Below are 25,875 nucleotides of genomic sequence, written 5' to 3' on the forward strand. Positions count from 1 at the left end.
CAGCGCAGGCGAGATGTGGATCACACCCGCGCGCCCATAACTGTCTGTTCCTGCTCCTTCGCATGTCGCTCGTCGCCCACACGGGGCGGCGAGCCTAAACAAAGAAGGAGGGACCTCTTGGAAGGTCCAGAAATCACTGCCGCCGAAGCCGTTCTCGATAACGGCCGATTCGGCACCCGCACGGTCCGGTTCGAAACCGGACGACTGGCTCAGCAGGCGCAGGGCGCCGTTGCCGCCTACCTCGACGAGGAGACGATGCTCCTCTCGGCCACCAGCGCCGGCAAGCACCCGCGTGAAGGCTTCGACTTCTTCCCGCTGACCGTCGACGTGGAAGAGCGCTCCTACGCCGCCGGCAAGATCCCCGGCTCGTTCTTCCGTCGCGAGGGTCGTCCCTCGACCGAGGCCATCCTGGTCTGCCGTCTGATCGACCGTCCGCTGCGTCCGTCGTTCGTCGAAGGCCTGCGCAACGAGGTCCAGATCGTCGTCACGATCCTCTCGATCGCGCCGGGCGAGTTCTACGACGCGCTCGCGATCAACGCGGCGTCACTGTCCACCCAGATCTCGGGTCTGCCGTTCTCCGGCCCGATCGCCGGTGTCCGCCTGGCACTCATCCCGGGTCACGGCGAGCACGCCGACCAGTGGATCGCGTTCCCGAAGGCTGAGCAGCTCAAGGAGGCCGTGTTCGATCTCATTGTCGCCGGCCGCGTGCTCGAAGACGGCGAAGTGGCGATCATGATGGTCGAGGCCGAGGCCACCGAGCACAGCTGGGACCTCATCAAGGCTGGGGCCGTGAAGCCGAGCGAAGAGATCGTTGCGCAGGGCCTCGAGGCGTCGAAGCCCTTCATCAAGGAACTCGTTGCCGCGCAGAACGTCGTCGCGAGCACCGCCGCGAAGGAGATCCAGGCGTACCCGGTCTTCCCCGCGTACACCCAGGAGACCTACGACTTCGTCGCCGGTCGCGCCTACGACCAGCTCGTCCCGATCTACCAGATCGCCGACAAGCAGGAGCGTCAGAGTGCCGATGACGCCGTCAAGGACGCCGTCAAGGCCGAGCTGCTCGCCGCCGTCGAGTCGGGCCAGCTGCCCGCCTCCGCGACGCTCGAGTTCTCGGGCGCGTACAAGTCGGTCACCAAGACGATCGTCCGCGGCCGCATCCTCGCCGAGGGCGTGCGCATCGACGGTCGCGGCCTGGCCGACATCCGGGCGCTCGACGCCGAGGTGCAGGTCATCCCGCGCGTGCACGGTTCCGCGATCTTCCAGCGCGGTGAGACCCAGATCCTGGGCGTCACCACGCTGAACATGCTCAAGATGGAGCAGCAGATCGACTCGCTGAGCCCCACCACGAGCAAGCGCTACATGCACCACTACAACTTCCCGCCGTACTCGACCGGTGAGACCGGCCGCGTGGGCAGCCCCAAGCGTCGCGAGATCGGGCACGGCTTCCTCGCCGAGCGCGCGCTCGTGCCAGTGCTGCCGAGCCGCGAGGAGTTCCCGTACGCGATCCGTCAGGTGTCCGAGGCGCTCAGCTCCAACGGCTCGACCTCGATGGGTTCCGTCTGCGCGTCGACCCTTTCGCTCCTCAACGCCGGTGTGCCGTTGCGCGCCCCGGTCGCGGGTATCGCGATGGGTCTCGTCTCCGACCAGGTCGATGGTCAGACGCGCTACGCCGCGCTGACCGACATCCTGGGCGCCGAGGACGCGCTCGGTGACATGGACTTCAAGGTCGCCGGAACGAGCGAGTTCGTCACGGCCATCCAGCTCGACACGAAGCTCGACGGCATCCCGTCGTCGGTGCTCGCGGCGGCGCTGACCCAGGCCAAGGACGCGCGCCTCACCATCCTGAACGTGCTGAACGCCGCGATCGACGCTCCTGACGAGATGGCGCCCACCGCGCCTCGCGTGATCAGCGTTCAGATCCCCGTCGACAAGATCGGCGAGCTGATCGGCCCGAAGGGCAAGACGATCAACTCGATCCAGGACGAGACCGGCGCTCAGATCTCGATCGAAGAGGACGGCACCGTCTACATCGGTGCGACCGACGGTCCGTCGGCGGAAGCGGCTCGCGCGCAGGTCAACGCGATCGCCAACCCGACCAACCCCGAGGTCGGCGAGCAGTTCCTCGGCACCGTCGTGAAGATCGCCACCTTCGGCGCCTTCATCTCGCTGCTGCCCGGCAAGGACGGACTGCTGCACGTCAGCGAGGTCCGCAAGCTCGCCGGTGGCAAGCGCGTGGAGAACGTCGACGACGTGCTCTCGGTCGGTCAGAAGCTGCTGGTCAAGATCACCAAGATCGACGACCGCGGCAAGCTGTCCCTGGAGCCGGTGGTCGAAGAGGCCGCCGACCAGGAGGGTCGCGCTGCTGCCAGCGAGGGCCCCGAGGCTCCCGCCGAAGGCTGATCCGCATCCCGTTCGACGCCCGTCTCTGCATCGCAGGGGCGGGCGTCGTCGCGTGGGGGCGGATGCCGCGTGATCAAAGCGTTATGGAAAGTTCACGCCACGTCCGCCGTGGTGAATCCGCGCTACCACGGACTGTCCTACCCTCGGAGTACGCGTCAGGGGCGCGAGATGCACCGCCAGCGTCCGCGACCCGAGCGGAGGGGGTGCGTGTGAGAATCTTCGGAATCGGGTCGGAAGCGGCAGCGCCGCCCGGCGTGCCTCACACGTCTCCGACGCATCCGTCCGCGCCCATCCCGGTGCAGGGTCCCGGGGTCGGAAGCGGTATCCGCGTCGACCTCGGCGATAGCGGCTTCCGGGTGTTCCCGGTGATGCTCGGTGGCGCGGAGTTCGGCTGGAACGTCGACATCGCCAACAGCAACGCCATCCTCGACACGTACATCGAACTCGGCGGCAACGCGGTGCACACGGCGGACAGTTTCTCGGGCGGACGCAGCGAGCACATCATCGGTCAGTGGATGCATTCCCGTGCCGTCCGAGACGACATCGTGCTCGCGACGCGGGTGGGCAAGCACCCCGATCACCCGGGGCTCGGTCCCGTGAATCTCGTTCGCGCGGTCGAAGCGTCGCTGACGCGGCTCCGCACGGACCGCATCGACGTCCTCTACCTCGACGGCAGCGCCGGCACGGGTTCACTCGAAGACACGCTCGCGACGGCGGAGTGGCTGATGGACTCGGGCAAGATCCGTGCGCTCGGGGCGTTCGGCCTCCGTGCCGAGCAACTCGTCGAAGCACGCATCCTGTCGTCGGCGGGCGTGCCCCGGATCACGGTGCTGGATGTGCCCTACAACTTGATGCGAACGAGCGACTTCGACCAGGACCTGCGCCTGGTCACGGGTGCGCAGGGCATCGTGCTGACCCCGTCGCATCCGCTCGAGCACGGGTTCCTCGCCGGCGTGCATCGCTCGCGCGAGAAGACACTGAAGTCCGTACGCGCGGCGCAGATCGCCGGCAGCTTCACCAAGCGCGGCGGCCGCGTTCTGCGCGCGCTCGACACGGTGGGCGCCGAGCTCGGCGTGCCCGACGCGGCGGTCGCCGTCGCGTGGCTCCTCGCGCAGCGGGTCGTCGCCGCGCCGATCGTGAATGCGTTCGCCGCGGCACACGTCGAAGAACTCGTGCAGGGCGTCGGGGTGCGCCTCACGCGCGCCCAGCTCGCCGAGATCGCTCGCGCGTCGGAGTAGACGGGTAGTCTCGAAAGGGCGCTCGTTCGGGTGCCGGAGCCCAATGGAGTGAGTGCGTGACCCACTACATCTATCTCGTCCGTCATGGTGAGCATCAGGATGCGGAGCACGGGCTCGTCGATGGGCAGCTCTCGCCGCGGGGGCGGCGCCAGGCCGAATTGATCGCCGATCGGCTGTCGGGAGTCCCGTTCGACGCGGTGTGGCATTCGCCGCTCGTTCGTGCCGCCGAGACGGCCCGAACCGTCGCCGAACGGCTGCCCGCGATCTCGCCGCAACCCTCGGCGCTCTTGTTCGACTGCGTGCCGACCGGAATGACGCCGGAGACGCCCGCCGTGTTCGAGTCGTTCTTCGGGAGCATCACCGAAGAGGAGATCGATGCCGGGCGAGCCCAGATGGCGGATGCTCTGGGCGAGTTCCTCGTACGGAAGACCGGCGACGTGCACGAACTGCTGATCACGCACAACACCGTGATCGGATGGTTCGTGCGTGAGGTGCTCGATGCTCCGGACTGGCGATGGATGACGCTGAACCAAGCGAACTGCGGTCTGAGCGTCATCGCCCAGCGCAAGGGACGTCCGTGGGTGCTCGTCTCGCACAACGACCTGGCGCATCTGCCGTTCGAGCTGCGCACCGGCCTCCCCGAGGTTCCTCCCGTCTGATGCCGCCGTCGCGCTCGGTGGGGCGCGGGGTGCAGCTGGCCGTGCGGGGTCGCGGCGGCCGGAAGGCGTCCGCGGTGTGCAGTTCGCGGCGCGGCCCGCGTTGGCGTCCCTAGCGAGGAGATCTGCCGAAGCGAGGGCGCCAGCCCCGCATCCGGTCCTCGCTTCGGCAGATCTCCTCGCTACGGCCGGTTCCGGATGCTGTCTCCGACCCGGCCGACCCATCTGCGGTCGGGGGTACCGTGACGGCTCAGGTGAGCGGCTTGCCGTACCAGCGCGTCGCGTTCGCGTTGTCGTTGTAGGGCAGGATCGCCGCGAAGCCGCTGCTCGCGTAGAGCCCGGCCGCGGCATCGAGGGAGTGGTGGGTGTCGAGCACGAGGTCTGCGGCACCGAACTCGCGGGCCTTGGCCTCGAGCGCGGTGAGCAGGATCCGCCCGCCGCCGAGGCCGCGCGCAGACGGCTGCATGAACAGGTGCTTCACCTCGTAGCGGAGCCCGCTCGGGCCGTCCGGGATGCGGCGGATGCCCCCGCATCCGCGTGCCGCGCCCGCGTCGTCCTCCGCGATGACGAACACCCCGGCCGGCGGGACGAATGCGGCGGGATCGGGATACGTCGTGCGGTAGGCGCCCCCGGGGAAGCCGGCGGCCCGCATGGCGAAGTACTCGTCGAGCAGGCCCCGGGCGGCGGGGGAGTCGGCCGCGACGGCTCGCACGGTCAGCATGCTCCGAGCCTAGCGGCGTGCGCCTAGGGTGGAACTCATGACGACGCGCGTGGCCATCGTGGGCGGGACCGGCAAGCTGGGTGCGATCATCCGCGCCGTGACCGACGCCGAGGAGGGCTTCGAGGTCGTTCGCGTGCTCTCGTCGCGCGATGACATCTCGGCGATCGAGGGTGTCGACCTGGTGATCGACGCGTCGACGCCGGCTGTCTCGCTCGACGTCGTCCGGGCGGCCACGGAGCGCGGCATCAACTTGCTCATCGGCACGAGTGGATGGTCTGCTGAGCGCATCTCGCTCGTGCGACCCCTCGTCGCCGCCGCGGGCACCGGTGCGGTATTCGTGCCGAACTTCTCGCTGGGCTCGGTGATCGGTACCGCGCTGTCTGCTGCCGCCGCGCCGTTCTTCGCGTCGATCGAGATCATCGAGGCGCACCGCGAGACGAAGATCGACTCGCCTAGCGGCACAGCGGTGCGGACGGCGGAGCTCATCGCCGCGGCCCGCGAGGCCGTCGGCCCGGTCGCCGCTACGCACGTCGACCAGCGCGCGCGCGGCCAGCAGGTCGCGAGCGTTCCGGTGCATTCGCTGCGCCGCCCGGGCGTGGTCGCTCGCCAGGAGGTCATCTTCTCCGGTCCGGGCGAATCGGTCACGATCGTGCACGACACGATCGATCCGGCACTCGCCTACGCCCCCGGAATCCGGCTCGCCCTCGCCGCCGCGCGCGACGCGGAGGGCGTGTTCGTCGGACTCGACGCGTTCCTCGACATCGGCATCCGCCTTCCCGGAATTCCGGATGCGGCCGGCGTCGCCGAGGGCGAGGTCTCCGGTCAGGCGGCCCGCGAGACGACCGCATGAGCGCACGCATCGGCGTCGCGGTCATGACCGTGGTGCTCGCGCTCTACATCGTGCTCGTCGCTCAGCGCGCGTGGCTGCTGGTGGCGAGCGGCGAACCCGTCGGCATCGCGATGGGCGTGGCGCTCATCATTCTGCCGATCATCGCTGCCTGGGCCATCGGCCGCGAAATCTGGTTCGGAGCGCGCGCAGCGGCCGTCGGTCGCCGGCTCGAGGCGGAGGGAGCCCTGCCCGAAGAGCAACTCGCGGTGCGCCCGAGCGGACGCGTGATGCGGGAAGACGCGGATGCGGTGTTCCCGAGCTACCGCGAGGCGGTCGAGGCGGCACCCGAGGACTGGCGTGCCTGGTACCGCCTGGGTCTCGCTTACGACGGGTCCGGCGATCGGCGCCGCGCGAGGGGCGCCGTGCGCACGGCGATCCGCCTCGAGGGGCGCGACGGCGCCTGATCCGCGTCGCGCGACGGCGCCTGATCCGCGCTGCGTTCAGGCGTGGGGAGGGATTGCGGCGGCAACCGCATCCTCCACCGTGGGTTGCGCGAAGCGGTAGCCCGTCTTCTCCAGCACGGTCGGGCGCAGGTCCTGATCGTTGGTCAGCAGCGCCTCGGTCGCGTCCCGACCCAGCACGAGAGCCGCGGCGAACGCGGGCACCCGCACCAGGTACGGGCGATTCATCCGGCGCGCGAGCGCGAACCCCAGATCGTTGGACGTCGCCCGGGTCGGCCCGGTGAGGTTGACCGGACCGTCGATATCGGAGTCGATGACGTGGCGGATGGCGCCCACTTCGTCTTCGAGCGAGATCCACGGCCACACCTGGGTACCTCGCCCGATCGGTCCCGCGACGCCGAGCTTCGTCAGCAGCATGAGGGGCTTGAGCACCCCATCGCGGTCGACCACGGGAGCCGTGCGAAGCAGCGACACCCGGGAGTGCGAGCCGGCGGCGCGCGCCGCATCCTCCCACTCCACGCACAGCCGTGCGAGGAACGTGTCGCCGGCGGGCGAGTCCTCGGTCATCACCTCGCCCGGTGCGGAGCCGTAGAACCCGACGGCGCTTCCGGAGACGAACGCGGGCGCGTCGCTCCCGAGCGCGCGCAGGGCGGTGGCGATCGTCCGCGTCGGGGTGAGGCGCGACCAGAGCAGTTCGCTCTTGTAGGCGGGCGTCCACGGGAACCGCCCGACGCTCGCGCCGTTCAGGGCGACAACGGCATGCGCGCCGGCGAGGACCGACGGGTCGAGCGGCGCAGCATCCGTCAACCACTCCACTTCGCCCGGCGTTCGGGGTGCGCGACGCACGAGGGTCGTCACCGCAACGCCGTCCCGGCGGAGCGAGTCGACGAGCGCGCGGCCGATCAAACCCGATGCGCCGGCGACGACGACACGGCGAGGCTCAGGCAAGGGTCGCCTCGAGCGTGATCTCGATTCCCGCGAGGGCTGCGGAAACCGGGCAACCGGTTTTGGCCTCGGCGGCGATGCGCGCGAAGTCGTCCGCGGAGATTCCGGGCACGGTGGCCTGCACGTTCAGGTGGCTGCCGGTGATTCCGGTGCCGGGGATGAACGTGACGGATGCGGTCGTCTGAATCTGTTCCGGCGGGGTCCCGTTCTCCGCGAGGGCGTGGGCGAGCGCCATGCTGAAGCAGGAGGAGTGCGCGGCGCCGAGGAGTTCCTCCGGCGTCGTGACGGATGTGGAACCCTCGCTGCGGGCCTTCCAGTTGACCGCGAACGGGCCCTGATTGGACGACTCCAGGGCGATCTCACCGGAACCCTGTGCCAGTGTTCCGGTCCACTGCGTGGTCGCTTCGCTCGTCACGCTCATGGCGCGCTCCCTTCGATGGTGGCCGCCGTTCGACCCATCGGACAGGCTAACGCCGTGCGCCGATCGGAGGACAGGGGTTTACCGTGTCGGCCCGTTCATGCTGCGGCGGAGGTGCGGCCGATGAGGCCCGCACGCTGCAGCACGAGATACAGCTGGCATCCGAGGCACAGCCCGAAGACGGCGTTCAGGAACGCGGCCATGAAGGCCGCGGCGGCGGCGATCGGCAGAGCCCACGGCACGCCCGACAGGTGCAGCACGAGGCCGATCACCGTGACGAACAGGCCGACGCCCTGCGCGAAGCGCGGCGGGCGAGGGTCTTCGAACTCGGTGGCCGGTCGGAGCCGCGGCTGCACGACCTTCCGGTACAGCACGCCCCACGGCGCCGTCCGCGGTGAGACGACGCCCCACACGAACAGCGCGGCGATCACGGCGAGCAGGATGAAGGCGGGGTCGGAGGCGCGGGCGGCGAGCACCGCGCCCAGCATCCCTCCCGGTGCGGCGAGGTCGTTCGACAGCGGCTGGTAGGCGAACCAGCCGAAGGATCGAGGCTCGGCCGACGCTCCGACGAGCCCGAGGAACACGTCCACGAGAAGAAGGACGGCGGTGATTCCGGCGACGAATCGCGGGCCGCGCACGTCGATGCGGGGCGGGCGGGACTGATCAGACACGCGCGGTCTCCTCGGTGATGCGGGCGAGTTCGAGTTCGACCACGTCGCGGCCGGGGGTCCCACCGAAGCGCGTGCGGACGACGCCCTTGCGGTCGAGGATCAGGGTGGTCGGGGTCTGCAGCACCTGGAAGTGCTTGGCGATGTCGGGCCGGTGCGTGAGGTCGACGTCGAGGTGCAGCACCCCGTCGCGCTGAGCGGCGACATCCGCGAGGGTCCGGTGCACTCCGGGGCAGCGACCGCAGAACTCGGTGCTGAACTGCAGGAGCGTCGCACGGTCTCCGAGGGCGTCGGCGCCGAGCCGCTGCGGATCGATGCTTTCGCTCGGATCGACGTGACGGGGCCGGGTCTGCACCCATCGCAGGAGCAGGCCGAGGCCGACGGTGACCGCCAGCAGGGCGGTCAAGACGGCGACGGCAAGGAGAAGGTCCACAGCACCCCACGTTAGTCGCGCTGCCTATGGGTGCGCCCGAATCCACCGAAGATGTCTCGCGCCCGTCATATTCCGACGCAGGGGACGGATGCGGAAGTGTCGGCGGACGCGGTTACGCTGGGCACGTGACGGATGCCGCAGCCCCCTCAGAGGTCCAGTTCCGCAGTGACATGACGGTCGAGCTCGTGCGTTCCAGCGCCTCCGACTCCGATGTGCTGTTCGCCGCCCGGGTGTCGACGCAGGGCGAGCAGACGCTCGGTGACGCCGGCACCGAAGCCACCGGACGCGACCGCGGTCTCATCAACTACCTGATGCGCGACCGTCACGGCTCGCCGTTCGAACACAACTCGATGACCTTCTACGTGCAGGCGCCGATCTTCGTGTTCCGCGAGTTCATGCGGCACCGTATGGCGTCGTACAACGAAGAGTCCGGCCGCTACCGCGAGCTCCGCCCGGTCTTCTACACGCCCGCCCCCGAGCGCAACCTGGTGCAGGTCGGTAAGCCCGGCGCCTACGAGTTCCTGCCCGGCACGGCCGAGCAGACCGCGCTCGTCGCCGAAGAGACCCGCGCCGCATCCGTGCAGGCCTTCGCGGCGTACCAGCGCATGCTGGATGCGGGTGTCGCCCGCGAGGTGGCGCGCATCGTCCTGCCGCTGAACATCTACTCGTCGATGTACGTGACGGTCAATGCCCGGTCGCTGATGAACTTCCTGTCGCTGCGCACCAAGGTCGAGGGAACGCATTTCCCGTCCTTCCCGCAGCGCGAGATCGAGATGTGCGCCGAGAAGATGGAGACGGTGTGGCGCGAGCTGATGCCGCTCACGCACGCCGCGTTCAACGCCAACGGTCGCGTCTCCCCGTAACCCCGCTGACGGCGGGCGCCGTCAGCGCTCGTCGACGTCCACGAGCCATCCGGGCGACGACACTCGGCCCGGATCGCCGCCGTCGTCCGGGTCCCAGTCAGCCGAACCCGGCGACGGCACGGCGGGGCGAGCGCGGAGCCGGGCCTTCCCCGGCACGGGTTCGGACACGGTGATGAAGCGGCTCGGTCGCATGCCCGCGAACACGCCGGCGCCGAGGTCGAAGCTCTGCGCCGTCCACTCCTCGCCGTCCAGCGGCGCGTCACTGTCCGGCGGCGCACCGTGCCCGGGGCGACGAAGTTCCTGGCGTTCGACGTACTCCTGGGTGACCGCGTGGATCGCCGTGACGCGGCCCCGCACACGATCCGGGAAGAGCTCTTCGTGGTGGGACTCGACCGCATCCACGCTGCCCGCGATCTCGACGCCGAGCGTGTGGCGGAGCCACTCGTCGGGGCCGCGGTGGAAGATGCCGAAATCGACCTCGTCACCGACGGCGAACGCATCGCCGCAGCAGCTCCACTCCCAGTTCGTCAGCCAAAGGCGCGTCATGCGGAGAGAATACCGAGCCGGCTGAGTCGTCGTCAGGCCAGGCGTCCAAGGCGGATGGCGGCGTACGCGACTGCGGCGATCGTCTCGCCGTCGGTGATCTCGCCGCGGGAGATCATCTTCAGCGCCTCGCCGAACGGCACCCACCGCACCTCGTCGATGCCCTCTTCGTTCTGGGATGCAGCGGCATCCGCGGCCGGGCGGATTCCCCGTGCGAGGAAGACGTGCTCGGGCGCCTCGGCGATCCCGTTGAGGGCGTTCATCGTGCCGAGGTGTTCCCACGAGTCGGCCGCGAAGCCGGTCTCTTCGCGGAACTCGCGCTGGGCCGCCGCGAGCGGCTCCTCGCCGTCCGTCCCACCGGCGGGCACTTCGAGGGACGGGCCCGTCGTGTACCGGTCGAGACCGATGAGACAGACCCGCTCGTCGTCGTCGATCGCCACGACGAACACCGCCGGATGCTGCATCCGCACGGCCCCGTAGATGCCCTCTCCGTGGGGCCCGACGACGTCGTCCTCGCGCACGTGGATCCAGCGGTTCTCGTAGACGGTGCGGGTTGCGCGGGTCTGCCAGGCCATGCCCTCACCCTAGGGCGCGGGCGGGCGCGGGTCGGGCGCCCGCGGGTTCGGGTCCGCAGTCGTCGGATCCAGCGCCGCTGACTCGGCACACCTGTCACTCGCGGGCACATCAGCCCCACCGGTCCGACGACTCACGACCGCTCGAGGCGATTTCGACGGGTGCGCTGCCGCGGATGCTGCCCGCGGATGCCGCCCGCGGATGCCCCGCCGCACGGGCCACTTGTCCTCCCCACATGGCAGGGTGGGGAGCTCTGTCCCCCAGGTGGCGTCGGGCGCAGTCGCGGGTGCACGGCATCCGGCACAGTGGCGTGATGCGCCCGTCCACCGTCGCCGATGTCGTGAAAGAGAAGGGCGGCGTCTGCCGCAGCCGAGAGCTGATGGGCCGCGGCGCGAGCAGTGATGACCTGCGCCGCGCGGTCGCCGCAGATGCGGTTCTCCGCGTCCGCGAGGGCGTCTACGCGCTGCCGGAAGCGGAGCCGTCGGTCGTGGTCGCGGCTCTCCACGGCGGCGAGTCCGCGTGCGCAAGCGCCCTGCGGAGACTCGGGATCTGGGTGCTCGAACCGCAGCAGCGCTCGCACGTCTGGGTCGGTCCACGGGGGAGAGCGCATCCGCATCCGGGATGCGCCTGCGTCACCCATCGGGACGCGGGAACCTCGGCGTTCGGCGTGGTCGGCGTCGTGCAGGCGCTGGTACAGGTCGAGAGGTGCCTCGGCGGCGAGGCGTTCTTCGCCGCCTTCGAATCAGCGTGGCGGCTCGGGCTGCTCAGCACCGCGATGCGCGCGGAAGTGCGGGCCAGTCTCCCGGCGCGGCATCGGTGGCTCGTCGACATCGCGCGGCCGAGCGCCGACAGCGGCCTGGAATCCATCGTGCGGCTGCGGCTTCACCGCCTCGGGATCCCCATGGTGAGCCAGGCCTGGATCGACGATGTCGGCCGGGTCGACTTCCTGATCGACGGGATGCTGGTACTCGAGATCGACGGAAAAGAGAACCACGCGCGGCCAGAGCAGCGCCACCGCGACCTCCTGCGGGACGCCTCCGCCGCCGCGCGCGGCTACGAGACGCTGCGTTTCGACTACGCGATGGTGCTGTATTCCTGGCCCGTGGTGGAGCGCGCGGTCCTCGCGCGGCTCGAGGTGATCCGCAGTCGTCGGACTCGCTAGCCCCGGACCGCCCCACGAGCCTCGTTCGTGCACACCTGCCCCACCGGTCCGACGACTGCGGAGAACACGACGGCCGCGGGGCCCCGCCGCCCGGGCCCGCGCCCGCCGCACGCCGCCCGGGTGCGAACCGATACCCTGGAGATATGACGCACACGGGCAACCCCTTCGGACAGGTGCTCGTCGCCCTCATCACACCGATGACTGCCGATGGCGAGGTCGACTGGCCGGCCGTCGAGAAGCACATCGACGATGTCATCTCCTCCGGCGCCGACGGGATCGTCGTGACGGGAACGACGGGGGAGACCTCCACCCTGACCGACCCCGAGAAGCTCCGCCTCGTCGAGGTCGGCAAGGACGTCGCCGCGGGCCGCGCCAAGATCATCACGGGCGGCGGGTCGAACGAGACCGCGCACGCGATCGAGCTGTACCGCGCGAGCGAGCGAGCCGGGGCCGACGGCATCATGATCGTCACGCCGTACTACAACAAGCCGACCCAGGCCGGCATCCTCACCCACTTCCGTCTCGTCGCCGACGCGACGGATCTGCCGGTCATCCTGTACGACATTCCGGGTCGCACGGGCGTTCCGATCAAGTACGAGACGATCCTGCGACTCGCGAAGCACCCCAATATCCTCGCCATCAAAGATGCCAAGGGTGACTTCAGTGAAGTGAGCCGCGTGCTCAACCAGACCGATCTGATGTACTTCTCCGGCGACGACGCGAACGTGCTGCCGCACCTCGCGATCGGTGCGACCGGGCTGATCGGGGTCACCGCGAACGTTGCGGCGGCCCCGTACCGCACGATCATCGACGCGGTGAACCGCGGCGACCTCGCTGCCGCCACGGCCGAGCACAAGCGGCTCGAGCCGCTCGTTCGTGCCGTGATGACGCACGTGCCCGGCACCGTGAGTGCGAAGTACATCCTGCACGGCCTCGGCCGCATCTCGAGCCCGCGCGTGCGTTTGCCGCTCGTCGGTCCCGAGGAGTGGGAGGCCGCCCTCATCGAAGACGAGCTCGCGCACGTGAGCGACGTCGCCGACTTCTCCAACTTCCGCCCCGACCGCAATGCGGCCGCGGGCGGTGCCCTGCCCAAGGTGCACGGCACGACACGCTGACAAGAGCTCGCCCCGAGGCGAGCACGAGGAGCCCGCACCGCGCGGGCGGCCGCCGGGAGGCGGTGAGAGCGGATGCGGCGCCCCGCTGCATCCGGGAAGGCACGTTATGGCCACCACTCTGTACGATCCGCCCGCACTCGAATCCGGAACCCTCCGCGTCACGCCGCTCGGCGGACTCGGTGAGGTCGGTCGCAACATGACCGTCTTCGAGTACGACGGCAAGCTGCTCGTCGTCGACTGCGGGGTGCTGTTCCCCGAGGAGCACCAGCCGGGTGTCGACCTGATCCTGCCCGACTTCGCGCCGATTCGCGGACGCCTGAACGACATCGTCGGGATCGTGCTGACCCACGGCCACGAGGATCACGTCGGCGCGGTCCCGTACCTGCTGAAGCTGAAGAACGACATCCCTCTGATCGGCTCCGGCCTGACGCTCGCGCTCGTCGAGGCGAAGCTCAAGGAGCACCGCATCAAGTCGTACACGATGACGGTCAAGGAGGGCCAGGAGGAGAAGGTCGGCCCCTTCGATCTCGAGTTCGTGGCCGTCAACCACTCCATCCCGGATGCGTTGGCCGTCGCCATCCGCACGCCCGCCGGCACGGCGCTGGTCACGGGTGACTTCAAGATGGACCAACTGCCGCTCGACGGCCGCCTGACCGACCTCCGCGCGTTCGGCCGCCTCGGCGAGCAGGGCGTGGACCTCTTCCTCGTCGACTCCACGAACGCGGACGTCCCGGGATTCACCCCGCTCGAGCGTTCGATCGGTCCGGTTCTCGACCAGGTGATCGGCAAGGCGCCCCGTCGCGTCATCGTCGCGAGCTTCTCGAGCCACGTGCACCGCGTGCAGCAGGTCATCGATGCCGCCGCCGCGAACGGACGCCGTGTCGCGTTCCTCGGCCGCAGCATGGTGCGCAACATGACGATCGCGGAAGACCTCGGATACCTGAAGGTTCCGGATGGCGTGCTGATCGATTACAAGAAGGCGCGCGACCTTCCCGACGACCGCATCGTCTACATGTCGACGGGCTCGCAGGGCGAGCCGATGGCGGTGCTGTCGCGGATGGCGAACCTCGATCACGCGATCGAGCCCGGCCCGGGTGACACGATCATCCTCGCCTCGAGCCAGATCCCCGGTAACGAGAATGCGATCTACCGCGTGATCGACGGCCTCACGAAGCTCGGTGCGAACGTCGTGCACAAGGGCAACGCGAAGGTGCACGTCTCCGGCCACGCGGCCGCTGGCGAACTGCTCTACTGCTACAACATCCTGAAGCCGAAGAACGTTCTGCCGGTACACGGCGAGTACCGGCACCTAATGGCGAACGCGAAGCTCGCTCAGGACACGGGCGTTCCCGCGGAGCGCACGATCCTCGGGGAGAACGGCACGGTCGTCGACCTCCGGGACGGCGTCGCGAACGTCGTCGGCCAGCTCGACATCGGGTTCGTGTACGTCGACGGATCGACGGTCGGCGAGATCACGGATGCGGATCTGAAGGATCGCCGCATCCTCGGCGAAGAGGGCTTCATCTCGGTGATCGTGGTCATCGATGCCCAGACCGGACGCATCATCTCCGGTCCCGAGATCCACGCGCGCGGCTTCGCCGAGCAGGACTCGGTCTTCGAGGACGTGAAGCCCAAGATCGCGGCCGCGCTGAGCGAGGCGGCAGCATCCGGCGTCCGCGACACGCACGCGATGTCGCAGGTCGTCCGCCGCACGATCGGTCGCTGGGTGAACCAGCGCCTGCGTCGTCGGCCGATGATCGTGCCGCTCGTGATCGAGGCCTGACCGACTTCTGCGAGAATCTCGCCATGTCCGTGAGGTATCGCATCCGACCCGCCGTGCAGGCGGACGGGGCGTTCCTCGCGGACATGGTCGTCGAAGCGGCCAATTGGCGCTCCGGCGCGACGCGTCCGCGACACGAGGTGCTGGATGCGCCCGAGCACCGCCGCTACGTGTCGGGGTGGATGCGGCCGGGCGATTCGGGGTTCGTCGCCGAGGCCACGACGGGTGAGGGGATCGGCGCCGCCTGGTACCGGATGCTGCCGCGCTCCGCGCCGGGATTCGGCTACATCGCGACGGGGGTTCCCGAGCTCATCATCGGTGTGCGTCCGATCTGGCGCGCGCACGGGGTCGGGCGCGCGCTGCTGCGCGAACTCGTGGAACGCGCGAGCGCGGACGGGTACGCGCGCCTCAGCCTGAGTGTCGAGCGCGACAACTACGCCGTGACGCTGTACCGGTCGGAGGGCTTCGTGGTGACGGCGCCGGGCTTCGGCCGCGACACGATGGTGCGACGGCTGCACTGACGCTTCTCCGCGTGGCTACCGGCCGACGTCGGACCTCCCGCCTACCGTGGGGGGATGCCACGAAGTTCCACCTCGACCCGCGGTGCCGTCGCGAAGAGCGGCACAGCCGCCAAGGGCGGCTCGACGCGCGCGCGGAAGCCGGCACCGGCCCCGCAGCGCTACGTCGGAGACGACGAGAAGCCGTCGGTGATCGTCCGCGCGTGGATGGGTGTGGCGCATCTGACGGGCGGCCTGTTCCGCACGTTCGGCCCGGAGACGCTGGAGAAAGACCAGCGTCGCGACGGGTTCCCGTTCCTCCTGGTGCTGCTGGCGGTCGCCGGCGCGGTCACGGAGTGGTTCTTCGTCGGCACCGACATCTCCGCCAACATCAGCGCGTACAGCGTGGGCGGTCTGGTCGGGCGCCTGGCGTTCGTGCTACCCGTCTTCCTCGTCTTCCTCGCCGGCTGGTTGTTCCGGCATCCGTCGTCCGTGCACGACAACGGCCGGATCGGCATCGGCTTCGCCCTCTTCGTCCTCACGATCGCGGGTTTCTGCCATGTGCTCGGTGGGCGTCCGCAACCGAACTCCGGTCTGCCGGCCCTCAGCGAGGCCGGCGGCCTGTTCGGTTGGATGCTGGGCGAGCCCCTCGCGCTCCTACTCACGCAGATCGGCGCCTGCATCCTGCTCGGACTGGTCGCCGCGCTGAGCGTGCTGATCCTGACGAAGACTCCGCCGAACCGCATCGGTCGACGCCTCGGCGATCTGTACGCCTGGATGTTCGGCGCAGAGCGACCCGACCCCGATGCGGCGACGACCGTGCTCGACAGCTCCGCGAAGAAGAACGGTGCGGTCGCCGCGGGCGATGACGACGAGACCGATTCCATCCCGTGGTGGCGCCGGAACAAGACCGGCCGTGAAGAAGACCCGGATGCGGCGCCGGGATCCCAGGATCTGACCGAGCTGCTCTTCTCCGGCGACGCGACGCGCGGCGGATTCGAGCAGGCCATCGAGCCGGTGGCGCCCCCGGCACCCGTGCCGCCGCGACCCCCCGCACCCGACGCGCTCACCGAGGTCATCGACCCGTCCGTCATCGCGGCCGCACAGCGTGCCGTGGCCGGAAGCCGCGCGGCCGGCGGTCTGCAGGACGACGGCGACACGGGTCCTCAGCCCGAACTTCCGGATGCGGCCGGCTTCGGCGGCAGCGGGGATCGGCTGCCCCCGTCCTCGCCCTACGCCCTGCCATCGCTCACCGCGTTGGGGGCGGGAACGCCGCCGAAGACGCGTTCCGAGGCCAACGACATCATCGTGCGCGCGATCATGAGCGTCTTCGAGCAGTTCAGCATCAACGCGCGGGTCACCGGGTTCTCCCGCGGTCCGACGGTGACCCAGTACGAGATCGAACTCGGTCCGGGCGTCAAGGTCGAACGCATCACAGCTCTCACGAACAACATCGCCTACGCGGTGGCGTCGAACGAGGTGCGGATCCTCGCGCCGATCCCGGGTAAGAGCGCGATCGGCGTCGAGATCCCGAACACCGATCGCGAGACCGTGACGCTCGGCGACGTGCTCCGTTCGGGCAATGCGCAGAAGTCGACCCACCCCATGACTATCGGCGTCGGAAAAGACGTCGGCGGTGGTTTCGTCGTGGCGAACCTCGCCAAGATGCCCCACCTTCTCGTGGCGGGTTCCACGGGCTCGGGTAAGTCGAGCTTCGTGAACTCCATGATCACGAGCCTGCTGATGCGGGCGAAGCCGTCCGAGGTGCGGATGGTGCTGATCGACCCGAAGCGCGTCGAGCTCACGTCCTACGCGGGCGTCCCGCACCTGATCACCCCCATCATCACGAACCCCAAGAAGGCCGCGGAAGCGCTGCAGTGGGTCGTGAAGGAGATGGACATGCGGTACGACGACCTCGCGTCGTTCGGCTTCCGCCACATCGACGACTTCAACCGCGCGGTCGTCGCGGGCGACCTCAAGCTGCCCGAGGGCAGTGAGCGCGTGCTGAAGCCGTACCCCTATCTGCTCGTGGTCGTCGATGAGCTCGCCGACCTGATGATGGTCGCGCCGCGTGACGTCGAGGATTCGATCGTTCGCATCACGCAGCTGGCCCGTGCCAGCGGAATCCACCTCGTGCTCGCGACGCAGCGTCCGAGCGTCGACGTGGTCACCGGTCTCATCAAGGCCAACGTTCCGTCTCGGCTCGCGTTCGCGGTGACGAGCGTCACCGACTCGCGCGTCATCCTCGACCAGCCGGGTGCCGATCGCCTGATCGGGCAGGGCGATGCGCTCTTCCTCCCGATGGGGGCATCGAAGGCGATCCGCGTGCAGGGCGCGTGGGTCACCGAAGACGAGATCGAGAAGGTCGTGGCCCACGCCACCGGCCAGGCTCGTCCGGAGTACCGCTCCGACGTCGCCGCGGTCGCGGAGAAGAAGGAGATCGACGCCGACATCGGCGACGACCTCGAGCTTCTGCTGGCGGCCGCAGAGCTCGTCGTGTCTACCCAGTTCGGTTCGACGTCGATGCTGCAGCGCAAGCTCCGCGTCGGATTCGCGAAGGCCGGTCGGCTGATGGACCTGCTGGAGTCCCGAGAGATCGTCGGGCCCTCCGAGGGCTCGAAGGCCCGCGATGTTCTGGTGACGGTGGAGCAGCTCCCCGGCGTGCTGGCGCGCCTGAAGGGCCAGGACGCCCCGGCAGAGCAGGCATCCGCCGATCCCTACGGACCGGATGCGGTCGACTCGCAGTTCGACGGCCACGAGGTCGTCGATGGCGACGAGGGTTCCGAGGACGCCTGGGGTCTCACCGGGCGCGACTGACCGCCCCTCGATCGATAGGCTCGCACCGTGACGGTTCCCCGCCAACTCCCGAACGCCATCACGATCGTCCGCATCCTGTGCGCGCCGGTCTTCCTCTGGATGCTGCTCGCTGACGCGGGCCAGGACGGCGCGCTGCGCTGGGGCGCCGCGGCGCTGTTCATCGTGGCGATCGCATCCGATGGCATCGACGGCCACATCGCCCGGTCGAACAACATCGTCACCGACCTCGGAAAGCTGCTGGACCCGATTGCCGACAAGGTCCTGACGGGATGTGCTTTCGTCGGTCTGTCGATTCTCGCGGAGCTGCCGTGGTGGGTGACGGCGGTCGTCCTCTTCCGCGAGATCGGCGTCACGATCTACCGGCTCGTCGTCGTCAGCGATCACGTGCTGGCTGCGGCGTGGATGGGCAAGCTGAAGACCCTCGCACAGGCGGTGGCGCTGTCGCTCGCGCTGCTTCCCCTCCCTGCGCTTCTGGGTGACTGGATCGGCGTCGTGAACACGGTCACGATGTGGATCGCCGTCATTCTCACGATCGCCAGCGGGATCGACTTCGTCGTCAGTGAAGTGCGCGGCCGACGCGTCCGTGCGGGGGAGAGCGGCCGTGTCGGCTGACTTCGAAGATCCGGGCATCGACGAATCCACCTCGATCGTCGCCGGGCGCCGGTCAGACGCCGAACGCCTCATCTCCCGTCTCGCCGAACTCGGGTGGACCATCGCGGTCGCGGAGTCGCTGACGGGCGGACTCCTCTGCGCCGAGATCGTCGGCGTGCCCGGAGCATCCGCGCACCTTCGTGGGGGGATGGTGACCTACTCCACCGACCTGAAGGAGCGTCTGCTCGGAGTCGATGGAGCCATCCTCCAACTCGACGGCCCCGTGCAGCCCAAGGTGGCACGCCAGATGGCGGAAGGCGTGCGTGCTGCGCTGGCCGACGGTGCCCGGCATGCCGACGTCGGAGTCTCGACCACCGGGGTCGCAGGGCCCACGTCTCCCGACGGGCAGCCGGTCGGAACCGTGTACGTCGGGGTCTCCACTCCGTTGGGGACACGGGTCGAGCTGCTCCAGCTCGACGGCACGCGCGAGCAGATCCGGACCGAGACCGTGCGGCGGGCGCTGCGTCTGGTGCTGGAGGCGTTGTGAGCGGGAATGCCACGAGCGTTCACACGGTTGTCACAGTCATTCCCACCCGACGCACAGCGCTCGGGATTAGATTGGCAAGACGCAAGGTTGTACCGTTGTCCGTCACGGGCACGGCCAAGACGGTAGGAGGAGGGTGTTCGACATGATCCTGGTTCGTCACGAGATCGGTGAAGTCCTCCGCGACCTCCGCCAGCAGAAGGGCCGCACGCTCCGCCAGGTAGCGAGCCGCGCCAGTGTCGCGCTGGGTTACCTCAGCGAGGTCGAGCGGGGCCAGAAAGAAGCCTCCAGCGAGATCCTCGCGTCGGTGGCCGAAGCCCTTGATGTACCGATCTCGACCATCATGCGTGAAGTCTCCGATCGCCTGTCCGTGCTCGAAGGCCTGACGGTCTTCCCGGACGTCGTTCCCGACGACCTCGTCGCGATGGCGTCGCCCGAACTCTCCCTCCGCTGAATGCGGCGGAGCGAGTTCGACCGCGCCGTCCTCGACGAGTTCGGGTCCCGAGGCGCCTACCTCGTGTCGGATCTGGTGCTGTCGGAGTTCGGTGATCGCACCGCCACGCAGGCGATCGCCGCTGGCGAGCCGCCGCGTGCGGTATGGCTCGCGCTGTGCGCGGAGATGGATGTTCCGCTCGCGCACCGCCACGGTGCCGGGCGTCTCGAGCCCCGTCGCGGGTGACGAGAAACGGCCTTGGCGCCGACGGCGTGTCGTCGAATATCCGTTCGACTGACGCGTAGGCTCCTGCACAGACGGTGTCGATGACACGTTTGTCCACGGATGCGGCTGATCCGACCACAATGTCGGAGCCCCCTCATAGCGTGGACAACGTCGAACGACATCCCGCCTTGTCGCAGGACCCGCCCATCCGGGCGGGGCGCGACAGCCTACAGGCGACGGACCGCGAGCAATAAGGAGCATCCCATGCCATCACCCGCCGACCGCGAAAAGGCCCTTGAATCGGCCCTCGCCCAGATCGACAAGCAGTTCGGAAAGGGCTCGGTCATGCGGCTGGGCAGCGACGACCGTGCCCCCGTCGAAGTCATCCCGACGGGCTCCATCGCCCTCGACGTCGCGTTGGGCGTCGGCGGTCTGCCCCGCGGGCGCATCATCGAGATCTACGGTCCGGAATCCTCCGGTAAGACGACGCTCACCCTGCACGCGATCGCCAACGTGCAGCGCGCGGGCGGCATCGCTGCGTTCATCGACGCCGAGCACGCGCTCGACCCGGACTACGCCAAGAAGCTCGGCGTCGACATCGATCAGCTTCTCGTCTCCCAGCCCGACACCGGTGAGCAGGCCCTCGAGATCGCCGACATGCTCGTGCGTTCCGGCGCCATCGACCTCGCCGTCATCGACTCCGTCGCCGCACTGGTGCCGAAGGCCGAGATCGAGGGCGAGATGGGTGATTCGCACGTCGGTCTGCAGGCCCGTCTCATGTCGCAGGCCCTCCGCAAGCTGACCGGTGGACTGAATCAGACGAACACGACGATGATCTTCATCAACCAGCTGCGCGAGAAGATCGGTGTCTTCTTCGGCTCGCCCGAGACCACCGCCGGCGGAAAGGCGCTCAAGTTCTACGCGTCCGTCCGACTCGACATCCGTCGCATCGAGACGCTGAAGGACGGCACCGACGCGGTCGGTAACCGTACCCGCGTCAAGGTCGTCAAGAACAAGATGGCCCCGCCGTTCAAGCAGGCCGAGTTCGACATCCTGTACGGCACGGGCATCTCGCGTGAGGGCAGTCTCATCGACTTCGGTGTCGAGCACACCATCGTGAAGAAGTCCGGCGCCTGGTACACGTACGACGGTGAACAGCTGGGCCAGGGCAAGGAGAATGCCCGTAACTTCCTGCTCAAGAACCCCGATATCGCGGCCGATATCGAGCAGAAGATCAAGGTCAAGCTCGGAATCGGCGGTGCGCGTGCCGAAGAAGTTTCCGTCGCCGACGAGCTTGCGCAGCGTCGTCCGGCGTGAGCGTGCGTGATTCAGGTGGGGGCGAGTCCGACCGGCTCGCCCCCGTCATCCCGCTGTTCGGCGGTCCCACCACGGATCGCGGAGCGGCCGAGCGTTCGGATTCCCCGCGGGGGGCTGACGCGAGCGGCGAGTGGCACCGAACGTGGCGAGATGACCGGTCGTCCAGTGGCTCCGCGCCAGCGCCCGTGGCGTTCACCGACGAGACAGAGCCCGTGGCGTTCACCGACGAGACGGGCGGCGCGGACGACGACGCACCCGCAGCCGCGGCGACAGCCGCGGAGGCGTCTCTCCTTCGCAAGCTGCGCGCTCGATCGCTGTCGGTGCAGGAGGCCCGCGTGGTGCTGGGCGGACACGGACTGACTCGTGAGCAGGTCGATGACATTCTGACCGAGACGATTCGACTCGGCTACCTGGACGATCGTGCGCTCGCAGAGCAGCTGGTCCACGCCGGGCAGGACCGTCGTGGACAAGGCCGCCAGGCAATCGGACAGACGCTCTCCAAGCGCGGGGTGCCGCGGGATGTCGCGGATGCGGCGCTCGCGGAGCTTCCGGACGATGACATGGAGCGCGCGCTGGAGTTCGCGCGGCGAAAGGCCGCCGGAATCGGGGGGCGCGATGCGCAGGCGGAACTCCGTCGACTCGCCGGGCAGCTCTCCCGTCGCGGGTACCCGTCCCACGTGGCGCTCAGCGCGGCTCGTCAGGCCCTCGACGAGCGCTGAGCGCACGCGCGCTGAGCGGGTGCCCGCGGGGTGGCCATCCCCGCGGCGAGGGTCGGGGGTAGGACATGACACGGAACGTAGAATGAGCCCATCATGACTGTCCCCTCCAGCGCGCCCACGCTGATCGCACCTTCGCCCGCCGCGCTCACCCCCGACGGCCGTGCCCGTACCTACGAAGTGCGGACGTTCGGCTGCCAGATGAATGTGCACGACTCCGAACGGCTGTCCGGGTCGCTGGAATCCGCGGGATATCTGCCCGTCGAGGCGGGAACAGAACCCGACGTCGTCGTCATCAACACCTGCGCCGTGCGCGACAACGCGGCCGGAAAGCTCTACGGCACGCTCGGGCATCTGAAATCCCGAAAAGACGTGCACGAGGGCATGCAGATCGCCGTGGGCGGATGCCTCGCCCAGATGGACAAAGACACGGTCCTCGACAAGGCTCCCTGGGTCGACGTCGTCTTCGGTACGCACAACATGGGATCGCTGCCCGCCCTCCTCGAACGAGCTCGGCACAACGACGAGGCCGAACTCGAGATCCTCGAGGCGCTGGACGTGTTCCCCTCGACGCTGCCCACCAAACGCGACAGTGTCCACAGCGGTTGGGTGTCGATCTCGGTCGGCTGCAACAACACCTGCACGTTCTGCATCGTCCCGAGCCTGCGCGGCAAGGAGAAAGACCGTCGTCCGGGAGACATCCTGAGCGAACTCCGGCTGCTCGCAGACGACGGCGCGCTCGAAGTCACCCTCCTGGGTCAGAACGTCAACTCGTACGGCGTCGAGTTCGGTGACCGGCAGGCGTTCGGCAAGCTCCTGCGGGCCGCCGGTGAGATCGACGGACTCGAGCGCATCCGCTTCACCAGTCCCCACCCCGCCGCCTTCACCGACGACGTCATCGACGCGATGGCAGAGACCCCGGCGGTCATGCCGCAACTGCACATGCCACTGCAGTCGGGGAGCGACCGCATCCTGAAAGCAATGCGGCGTTCGTACCGCTCCGAGCGGTTCCTGGGCATCCTCGAACGCGTGCGCGCGCGGATGCCGCACGCGGCGATCTCGACCGACATCATCGTGGGCTTCCCCGGTGAGACCGAGGAAGACTTCCAGGAGACCCTGCGGGTCGTGGAAGAAGCGCGGTTCGCCAGCGCCTTCACGTTCCAGTACTCCATCCGGGCAGGGACGCCGGCGGCCACGATGGCCGATCAGATCCCGAAGGAGATCGTCCAGGAGCGGTACGAACGACTCGCCGCCCTGCAGGACCGCATCAGCCTCGAAGAGAACGAGAAGCAGGTCGGCCGCGAGGTTCACGTGCTCGTTTCGGCGAGCGAGGGCAAGAAGAACGCCACGACGCACCGCTTGAGCGGGCGAGCCGAAGACAACCGGCTCGTTCACTTCGACGTGCCGTCGGGGTCGCCCGTGCCCCGCCCCGGAGACGTCGTCACCGTACGCGTGAGCCGCGCGGCGCCGTTCTACCTTCTCGCCGATGCCCCCGACGGGGAGCCCCTGCGCATCCGCCGGACGCGGTCCGGCGACGCATGGGATCGCGCCCAGGCGGCATCGTGCGGTGTCCCGGAGCCGGCGGGCTCGGCCGGCGCACCGCGCGCGGTGTCACTCGGACTCCCGACCCTCCGACGCCCGCAGTGACTCGCCCGCCCCGGCTCTGGGTGGTCGCCGGGGCGACCGGCACCGGTAAGACCGCGCTGTCGCTGGCGTTGGCCGAGCACCTCCTCAGCGAGGGCAGACCCGCAGAGATCGTGAACGCCGACGCCATGCAGCTGTACCGCGGCATGGACATCGGCACCGCGAAACTCCCGGTCGCCGAGCGTCGCGGTATCCCGCACCATCTGTTCGACGTGCTCGATGTCACCGACGATGCCGCCGTCGCCTGGTACCAGGATGCGGCACGCGCGGCGATCACCCGGATCCACGCGACCGGTGCCGATGCGGTCCTGGTGGGCGGGTCGGGCCTCTACGTCTCGAGCGTCGTGTTCGACTTCCGGTTCCCGCCACGCGACGAGCAGTTGCGGGCGGAGCTCGAGGGAGAACTCGACCGTTCGGGTCCGGGGGTTCTCTACGAACGACTGCGCGTCCTCGACGCCGTGACCGCCGAACGGGTCGATCCCAAGAACGGACGCCGCATCGTGCGCGCCCTGGAAGTCCTCGGCCAAGGACAGCGCACGCACGGCGCCGCTCTGCCGGAGAGTCCGCGGCTCTGGCACGGCGATACCCGGCTCATCGGGGTCCACATCGACCGAGAGGATCTCGTTCCGCGCCTCGATGCGCGCGTGCGGGGAATGTGGGATGCCGGACTGCTTGACGAGGTCCGTGAGCTGCGGACGCGCGGTCTCGACGAGGGCATCACCGCGCGGCGTGCGATCGGGTACGCGCAGGCCATCGCGGAGCTCGACGGAGAGCTCGAGCGCGACGACGCGATCGCCCAGACGCAGGCGCTGACGCGCCGATACGCGCGCCGACAGGTGTCGTGGTTCCGCCGATACGAAGGGCTGATGTGGGTGCCGCCGACGGAGTCTGCTCGCGTGATCGTGGCGGCAGCGCCGTGAGCGTCCGCATCCGGGCGTTCGACGAGGCCGACACCGCCCAGATCGTCGCCCTCTGGCACGCCGCGGGACTGACGCGTCCGTGGAACGATCCCCACCGCGACATCGAACGAAAACTCCGTGTCCAGCGCGAGCTCTTCCTGGTCGCGGCCGACGGACCGGACATCGTCGGAACCGTGATGGGCGGGTACGACGGCCATCGCGGGTGGCTGTACTACCTGGCGACCGCCGAGACCCACCGCGGGCAGGGCGTGGGCGCCGCCCTCGTCGCCGAGGTCGAGCGGATGCTGCTCGCGATGGGCTGCCCGAAGGTGCAGCTCATGGTGCGGCCCGACAACGCCGGCGCTCGGGGTTTCTACGAGGCGATCGGCTACGAGTCGTTCGACACGTGGGCGACCGGCAAGCGCCTCATCGCCGACTGACGCCGCACGCGCGCAGCGGGTACGGGTCCGCCGGACGAGCAACGCACGGCGCCTAGACTGGAACGCATGTCGCAGACCGTCCCATTCACGAAAGGGCACGGTACCGGCAACGACTTCGTGATCGTCGCTGATCCGGACGGCGCCCTCGACCTCACCGACGACCAGGTCGCCGCGCTCTGCGACCGGCGGTTCGGTATCGGCGCAGACGGGCTGCTGCGCGTCGTGCGTTCGCGTGCGCTCGGCGAGGGCCGCGAGGCCGCCGCATCCGGAGCCGAATGGTTCATGGACTACCGCAACGCCGACGGCTCGACGGCGGAGATGTGCGGCAACGGCATCCGCGTCTTCGCTCGGTACCTCGAGGACCAGGGGCTCGCCGCGGTCGGCGAAGGACTGCGGATCGGCACCCGCGCGGGGATCAAAACGCTCACTCGGAGCGATCGCGGCTATGAGGTGGACCTCGGACCGTGGCGGATCGAGTCCGAGGACGTGCTCGTGCGGGCGCATGGCTTGCCGGTACCGCGTCCGGGCGTCGGCGTCGATGTCGGCAACCCCCATGTGGTCGTCGCGGTGTCCGCGGATACCGAACTCGACGACCTCGACCTCACCCGTCGCCCCCTGCTCGACCCCGAGCCGCGTCACGGCGCGAACGTCGAGTTCGTCGTGCCGCGAGACCCCCTCGTTCAGGGCGGCGTCGGCGCCATCCGGATGCGGGTCTTCGAGCGCGGCGTCGGTGAGACCCTGAGCTGCGGCACCGGTGTGGCGGCAGCGGCGCTGGCGGTACGGCACTGGGCCGGGGCGGGCGCCCCCGATGACTGGACCGTCGACGTGCCCGGGGGAACACTCGGGGTGCGGATGCGGGACGGCCATGTGCTGCTCTCGGGACCGACCGCGCTCGTGTTCCACGGCGAGGTCGCGCTGGCCTGACGCCGGATCGCCCCCGCTGCCGGCCG

28 protein-coding genes are annotated in these 25,875 nt (G+C 69.2%); 21 read left to right on the forward strand and 7 right to left on the reverse strand.

Annotated elements, in window-relative coordinates; genetic code table 11:
* The first annotated feature begins 117 nt into the window (after window positions 1-117).
* The 3 genes from LQ938_RS05115 (at window position 118) to LQ938_RS05125 (ending at window position 4,294) form a co-directional block, all read left to right on the forward strand.
* On the forward strand, window positions 118-2,397 hold the full coding sequence (locus LQ938_RS05115; RefSeq protein WP_223723416.1) for a polyribonucleotide nucleotidyltransferase: 2,280 nt from the start codon (window positions 118-120) through the stop codon (window positions 2,395-2,397).
* Window positions 2,398-2,606: 209 nt separating this feature from the next.
* Window positions 2,607-3,635, forward strand: a complete 1,029-nt coding sequence (locus tag LQ938_RS05120) for an aldo/keto reductase (RefSeq protein WP_223723417.1) — start codon at window positions 2,607-2,609, stop codon at window positions 3,633-3,635.
* A 56-nt stretch (window positions 3,636-3,691) separates the two neighbouring features.
* Window positions 3,692-4,294, forward strand: coding sequence for a histidine phosphatase family protein (locus tag LQ938_RS05125; RefSeq protein WP_223723418.1), 603 nt, complete (start codon window positions 3,692-3,694; stop codon window positions 4,292-4,294).
* Between the two features lie 247 nt (window positions 4,295-4,541).
* Here the strand turns inward: LQ938_RS05125 and LQ938_RS05130 are convergent, their stop codons facing one another.
* Complete coding sequence (locus tag LQ938_RS05130; RefSeq protein WP_223723419.1) at window positions 4,542-5,012, reverse strand: GNAT family N-acetyltransferase; 471 nt, start codon at window positions 5,010-5,012, stop codon at window positions 4,542-4,544.
* 37 nt (window positions 5,013-5,049) lie between these two features.
* On the opposite strand from LQ938_RS05130, the gene dapB reads away from it, so the two are divergent.
* Both dapB and LQ938_RS05140 read left to right on the forward strand, forming a co-directional pair.
* Window positions 5,050-5,862, forward strand: coding sequence for a 4-hydroxy-tetrahydrodipicolinate reductase (gene dapB, locus LQ938_RS05135; RefSeq protein ID WP_223723420.1), 813 nt, complete (start codon window positions 5,050-5,052; stop codon window positions 5,860-5,862).
* Window positions 5,859-6,305: a tetratricopeptide repeat protein gene (locus LQ938_RS05140; protein WP_223723421.1), complete on the forward strand. Its 447-nt coding sequence runs from the start codon at window positions 5,859-5,861 to the stop codon at window positions 6,303-6,305. The genes dapB and LQ938_RS05140 overlap by 4 nt, the downstream gene beginning before the upstream one ends.
* 36 nt (window positions 6,306-6,341) lie before the next feature.
* Here LQ938_RS05140 and LQ938_RS05145 read toward each other — a convergent pair whose 3' ends face one another.
* The 4 genes from LQ938_RS05145 to LQ938_RS05160 form a co-directional block, all read right to left on the reverse strand.
* On the reverse strand, window positions 6,342-7,250 hold the full coding sequence (locus tag LQ938_RS05145) for a TIGR01777 family oxidoreductase (protein ID WP_223723422.1): 909 nt from the start codon (window positions 7,248-7,250) through the stop codon (window positions 6,342-6,344).
* A complete protein-coding gene (locus LQ938_RS05150; protein WP_223723423.1) occupies window positions 7,243-7,668 on the reverse strand; it encodes an OsmC family peroxiredoxin in 426 nt (141 codons plus the stop codon). The genes LQ938_RS05145 and LQ938_RS05150 overlap by 8 nt, the downstream gene beginning before the upstream one ends.
* A 95-nt stretch (window positions 7,669-7,763) precedes the next feature.
* A complete protein-coding gene (locus LQ938_RS05155; protein ID WP_223723424.1) occupies window positions 7,764-8,336 on the reverse strand; it encodes a DUF4395 domain-containing protein in 573 nt (190 codons plus the stop codon).
* Window positions 8,329-8,766 carry a TlpA family protein disulfide reductase gene (locus LQ938_RS05160; protein WP_223723425.1) on the reverse strand — a complete coding sequence of 146 codons (438 nt, stop codon included), beginning with the start codon at window positions 8,764-8,766 and terminating at the stop codon, window positions 8,329-8,331. The genes LQ938_RS05155 and LQ938_RS05160 overlap by 8 nt, the downstream gene beginning before the upstream one ends.
* Before the next feature lie 170 nt (window positions 8,767-8,936).
* On the opposite strand from LQ938_RS05160, the gene thyX reads away from it, so the two are divergent.
* On the forward strand, window positions 8,937-9,629 hold the full coding sequence (thyX, locus tag LQ938_RS05165; RefSeq protein WP_223723493.1) for an FAD-dependent thymidylate synthase: 693 nt from the start codon (window positions 8,937-8,939) through the stop codon (window positions 9,627-9,629).
* A gap of 21 nt (window positions 9,630-9,650) precedes the next feature.
* On the opposite strand, the gene LQ938_RS05170 is transcribed toward thyX, so the two are convergent.
* Both LQ938_RS05170 and LQ938_RS05175 read right to left on the reverse strand, forming a co-directional pair.
* On the reverse strand, window positions 9,651-10,175 hold the full coding sequence (locus tag LQ938_RS05170) for a DUF6578 domain-containing protein (RefSeq protein WP_223723426.1): 525 nt from the start codon (window positions 10,173-10,175) through the stop codon (window positions 9,651-9,653).
* Between the two features lie 32 nt (window positions 10,176-10,207).
* On the reverse strand, window positions 10,208-10,747 hold the full coding sequence (locus tag LQ938_RS05175) for an NUDIX domain-containing protein (protein WP_223723427.1): 540 nt from the start codon (window positions 10,745-10,747) through the stop codon (window positions 10,208-10,210).
* 311 nt (window positions 10,748-11,058) lie between these two features.
* On the opposite strand from LQ938_RS05175, the gene LQ938_RS05180 reads away from it, so the two are divergent.
* The 15 genes from LQ938_RS05180 to dapF all read left to right on the forward strand — a co-directional run bounded on the left by LQ938_RS05180 (window position 11,059) and on the right by dapF (window position 25,849).
* Window positions 11,059-11,907: an endonuclease domain-containing protein gene (locus tag LQ938_RS05180; protein WP_223723428.1), complete on the forward strand. Its 849-nt coding sequence runs from the start codon at window positions 11,059-11,061 to the stop codon at window positions 11,905-11,907.
* A gap of 143 nt (window positions 11,908-12,050) precedes the next feature.
* Window positions 12,051-13,022, forward strand: coding sequence for a 4-hydroxy-tetrahydrodipicolinate synthase (gene dapA, locus LQ938_RS05185; protein WP_223723429.1), 972 nt, complete (start codon window positions 12,051-12,053; stop codon window positions 13,020-13,022).
* A 106-nt stretch (window positions 13,023-13,128) separates the two neighbouring features.
* Window positions 13,129-14,805, forward strand: a complete 1,677-nt coding sequence (locus LQ938_RS05190; protein ID WP_223723430.1) for a ribonuclease J — start codon at window positions 13,129-13,131, stop codon at window positions 14,803-14,805.
* A gap of 23 nt (window positions 14,806-14,828) precedes the next feature.
* On the forward strand, window positions 14,829-15,323 hold the full coding sequence (locus LQ938_RS05195; protein WP_223723431.1) for a GNAT family N-acetyltransferase: 495 nt from the start codon (window positions 14,829-14,831) through the stop codon (window positions 15,321-15,323).
* A gap of 54 nt (window positions 15,324-15,377) precedes the next feature.
* Complete coding sequence (locus LQ938_RS05200) at window positions 15,378-18,116, forward strand: FtsK/SpoIIIE family DNA translocase (RefSeq protein WP_223723432.1); 2,739 nt, start codon at window positions 15,378-15,380, stop codon at window positions 18,114-18,116.
* Between the two features lie 27 nt (window positions 18,117-18,143).
* Complete coding sequence (gene pgsA, locus LQ938_RS05205; protein WP_223723433.1) at window positions 18,144-18,728, forward strand: CDP-diacylglycerol--glycerol-3-phosphate 3-phosphatidyltransferase; 585 nt, start codon at window positions 18,144-18,146, stop codon at window positions 18,726-18,728.
* On the forward strand, window positions 18,718-19,254 hold the full coding sequence (locus LQ938_RS05210; protein WP_374197493.1) for a CinA family protein: 537 nt from the start codon (window positions 18,718-18,720) through the stop codon (window positions 19,252-19,254). The genes pgsA and LQ938_RS05210 overlap by 11 nt, the downstream gene beginning before the upstream one ends.
* Before the next feature lie 142 nt (window positions 19,255-19,396).
* Window positions 19,397-19,705: a helix-turn-helix domain-containing protein gene (locus LQ938_RS05215; RefSeq protein WP_223723434.1), complete on the forward strand. Its 309-nt coding sequence runs from the start codon at window positions 19,397-19,399 to the stop codon at window positions 19,703-19,705.
* A complete protein-coding gene (locus LQ938_RS05220) occupies window positions 19,706-19,930 on the forward strand; it encodes a DUF3046 domain-containing protein (protein WP_223723435.1) in 225 nt (74 codons plus the stop codon). It begins immediately after the preceding gene.
* Window positions 19,931-20,173: 243 nt separating this feature from the next.
* Window positions 20,174-21,226: a recombinase RecA gene (gene recA / locus LQ938_RS05225; RefSeq protein ID WP_223723436.1), complete on the forward strand. Its 1,053-nt coding sequence runs from the start codon at window positions 20,174-20,176 to the stop codon at window positions 21,224-21,226.
* Window positions 21,227-21,438: 212 nt separating this feature from the next.
* Window positions 21,439-21,945, forward strand: a complete 507-nt coding sequence (locus LQ938_RS05230) for a regulatory protein RecX (RefSeq protein WP_223723437.1) — start codon at window positions 21,439-21,441, stop codon at window positions 21,943-21,945.
* A 93-nt stretch (window positions 21,946-22,038) separates the two neighbouring features.
* Window positions 22,039-23,589, forward strand: a complete 1,551-nt coding sequence (gene miaB / locus LQ938_RS05235) for a tRNA (N6-isopentenyl adenosine(37)-C2)-methylthiotransferase MiaB (RefSeq protein ID WP_223723438.1) — start codon at window positions 22,039-22,041, stop codon at window positions 23,587-23,589.
* A complete protein-coding gene (gene miaA / locus LQ938_RS05240) occupies window positions 23,586-24,506 on the forward strand; it encodes a tRNA (adenosine(37)-N6)-dimethylallyltransferase MiaA (protein ID WP_223723439.1) in 921 nt (306 codons plus the stop codon). Before miaB ends, miaA begins: the two co-directional genes overlap by 4 nt.
* A complete protein-coding gene (locus LQ938_RS05245) occupies window positions 24,503-24,925 on the forward strand; it encodes a GNAT family acetyltransferase (RefSeq protein WP_223723440.1) in 423 nt (140 codons plus the stop codon). Before miaA ends, LQ938_RS05245 begins: the two co-directional genes overlap by 4 nt.
* A gap of 66 nt (window positions 24,926-24,991) precedes the next feature.
* On the forward strand, window positions 24,992-25,849 hold the full coding sequence (gene dapF, locus LQ938_RS05250; protein ID WP_223723441.1) for a diaminopimelate epimerase: 858 nt from the start codon (window positions 24,992-24,994) through the stop codon (window positions 25,847-25,849).
* Window positions 25,850-25,875: the final 26 nt, after the last annotated feature.

This window comes from Microbacterium sp. cx-55 (genome assembly GCF_021117345.1).
Taxonomy (GTDB): domain Bacteria; phylum Actinomycetota; class Actinomycetes; order Actinomycetales; family Microbacteriaceae; genus Microbacterium.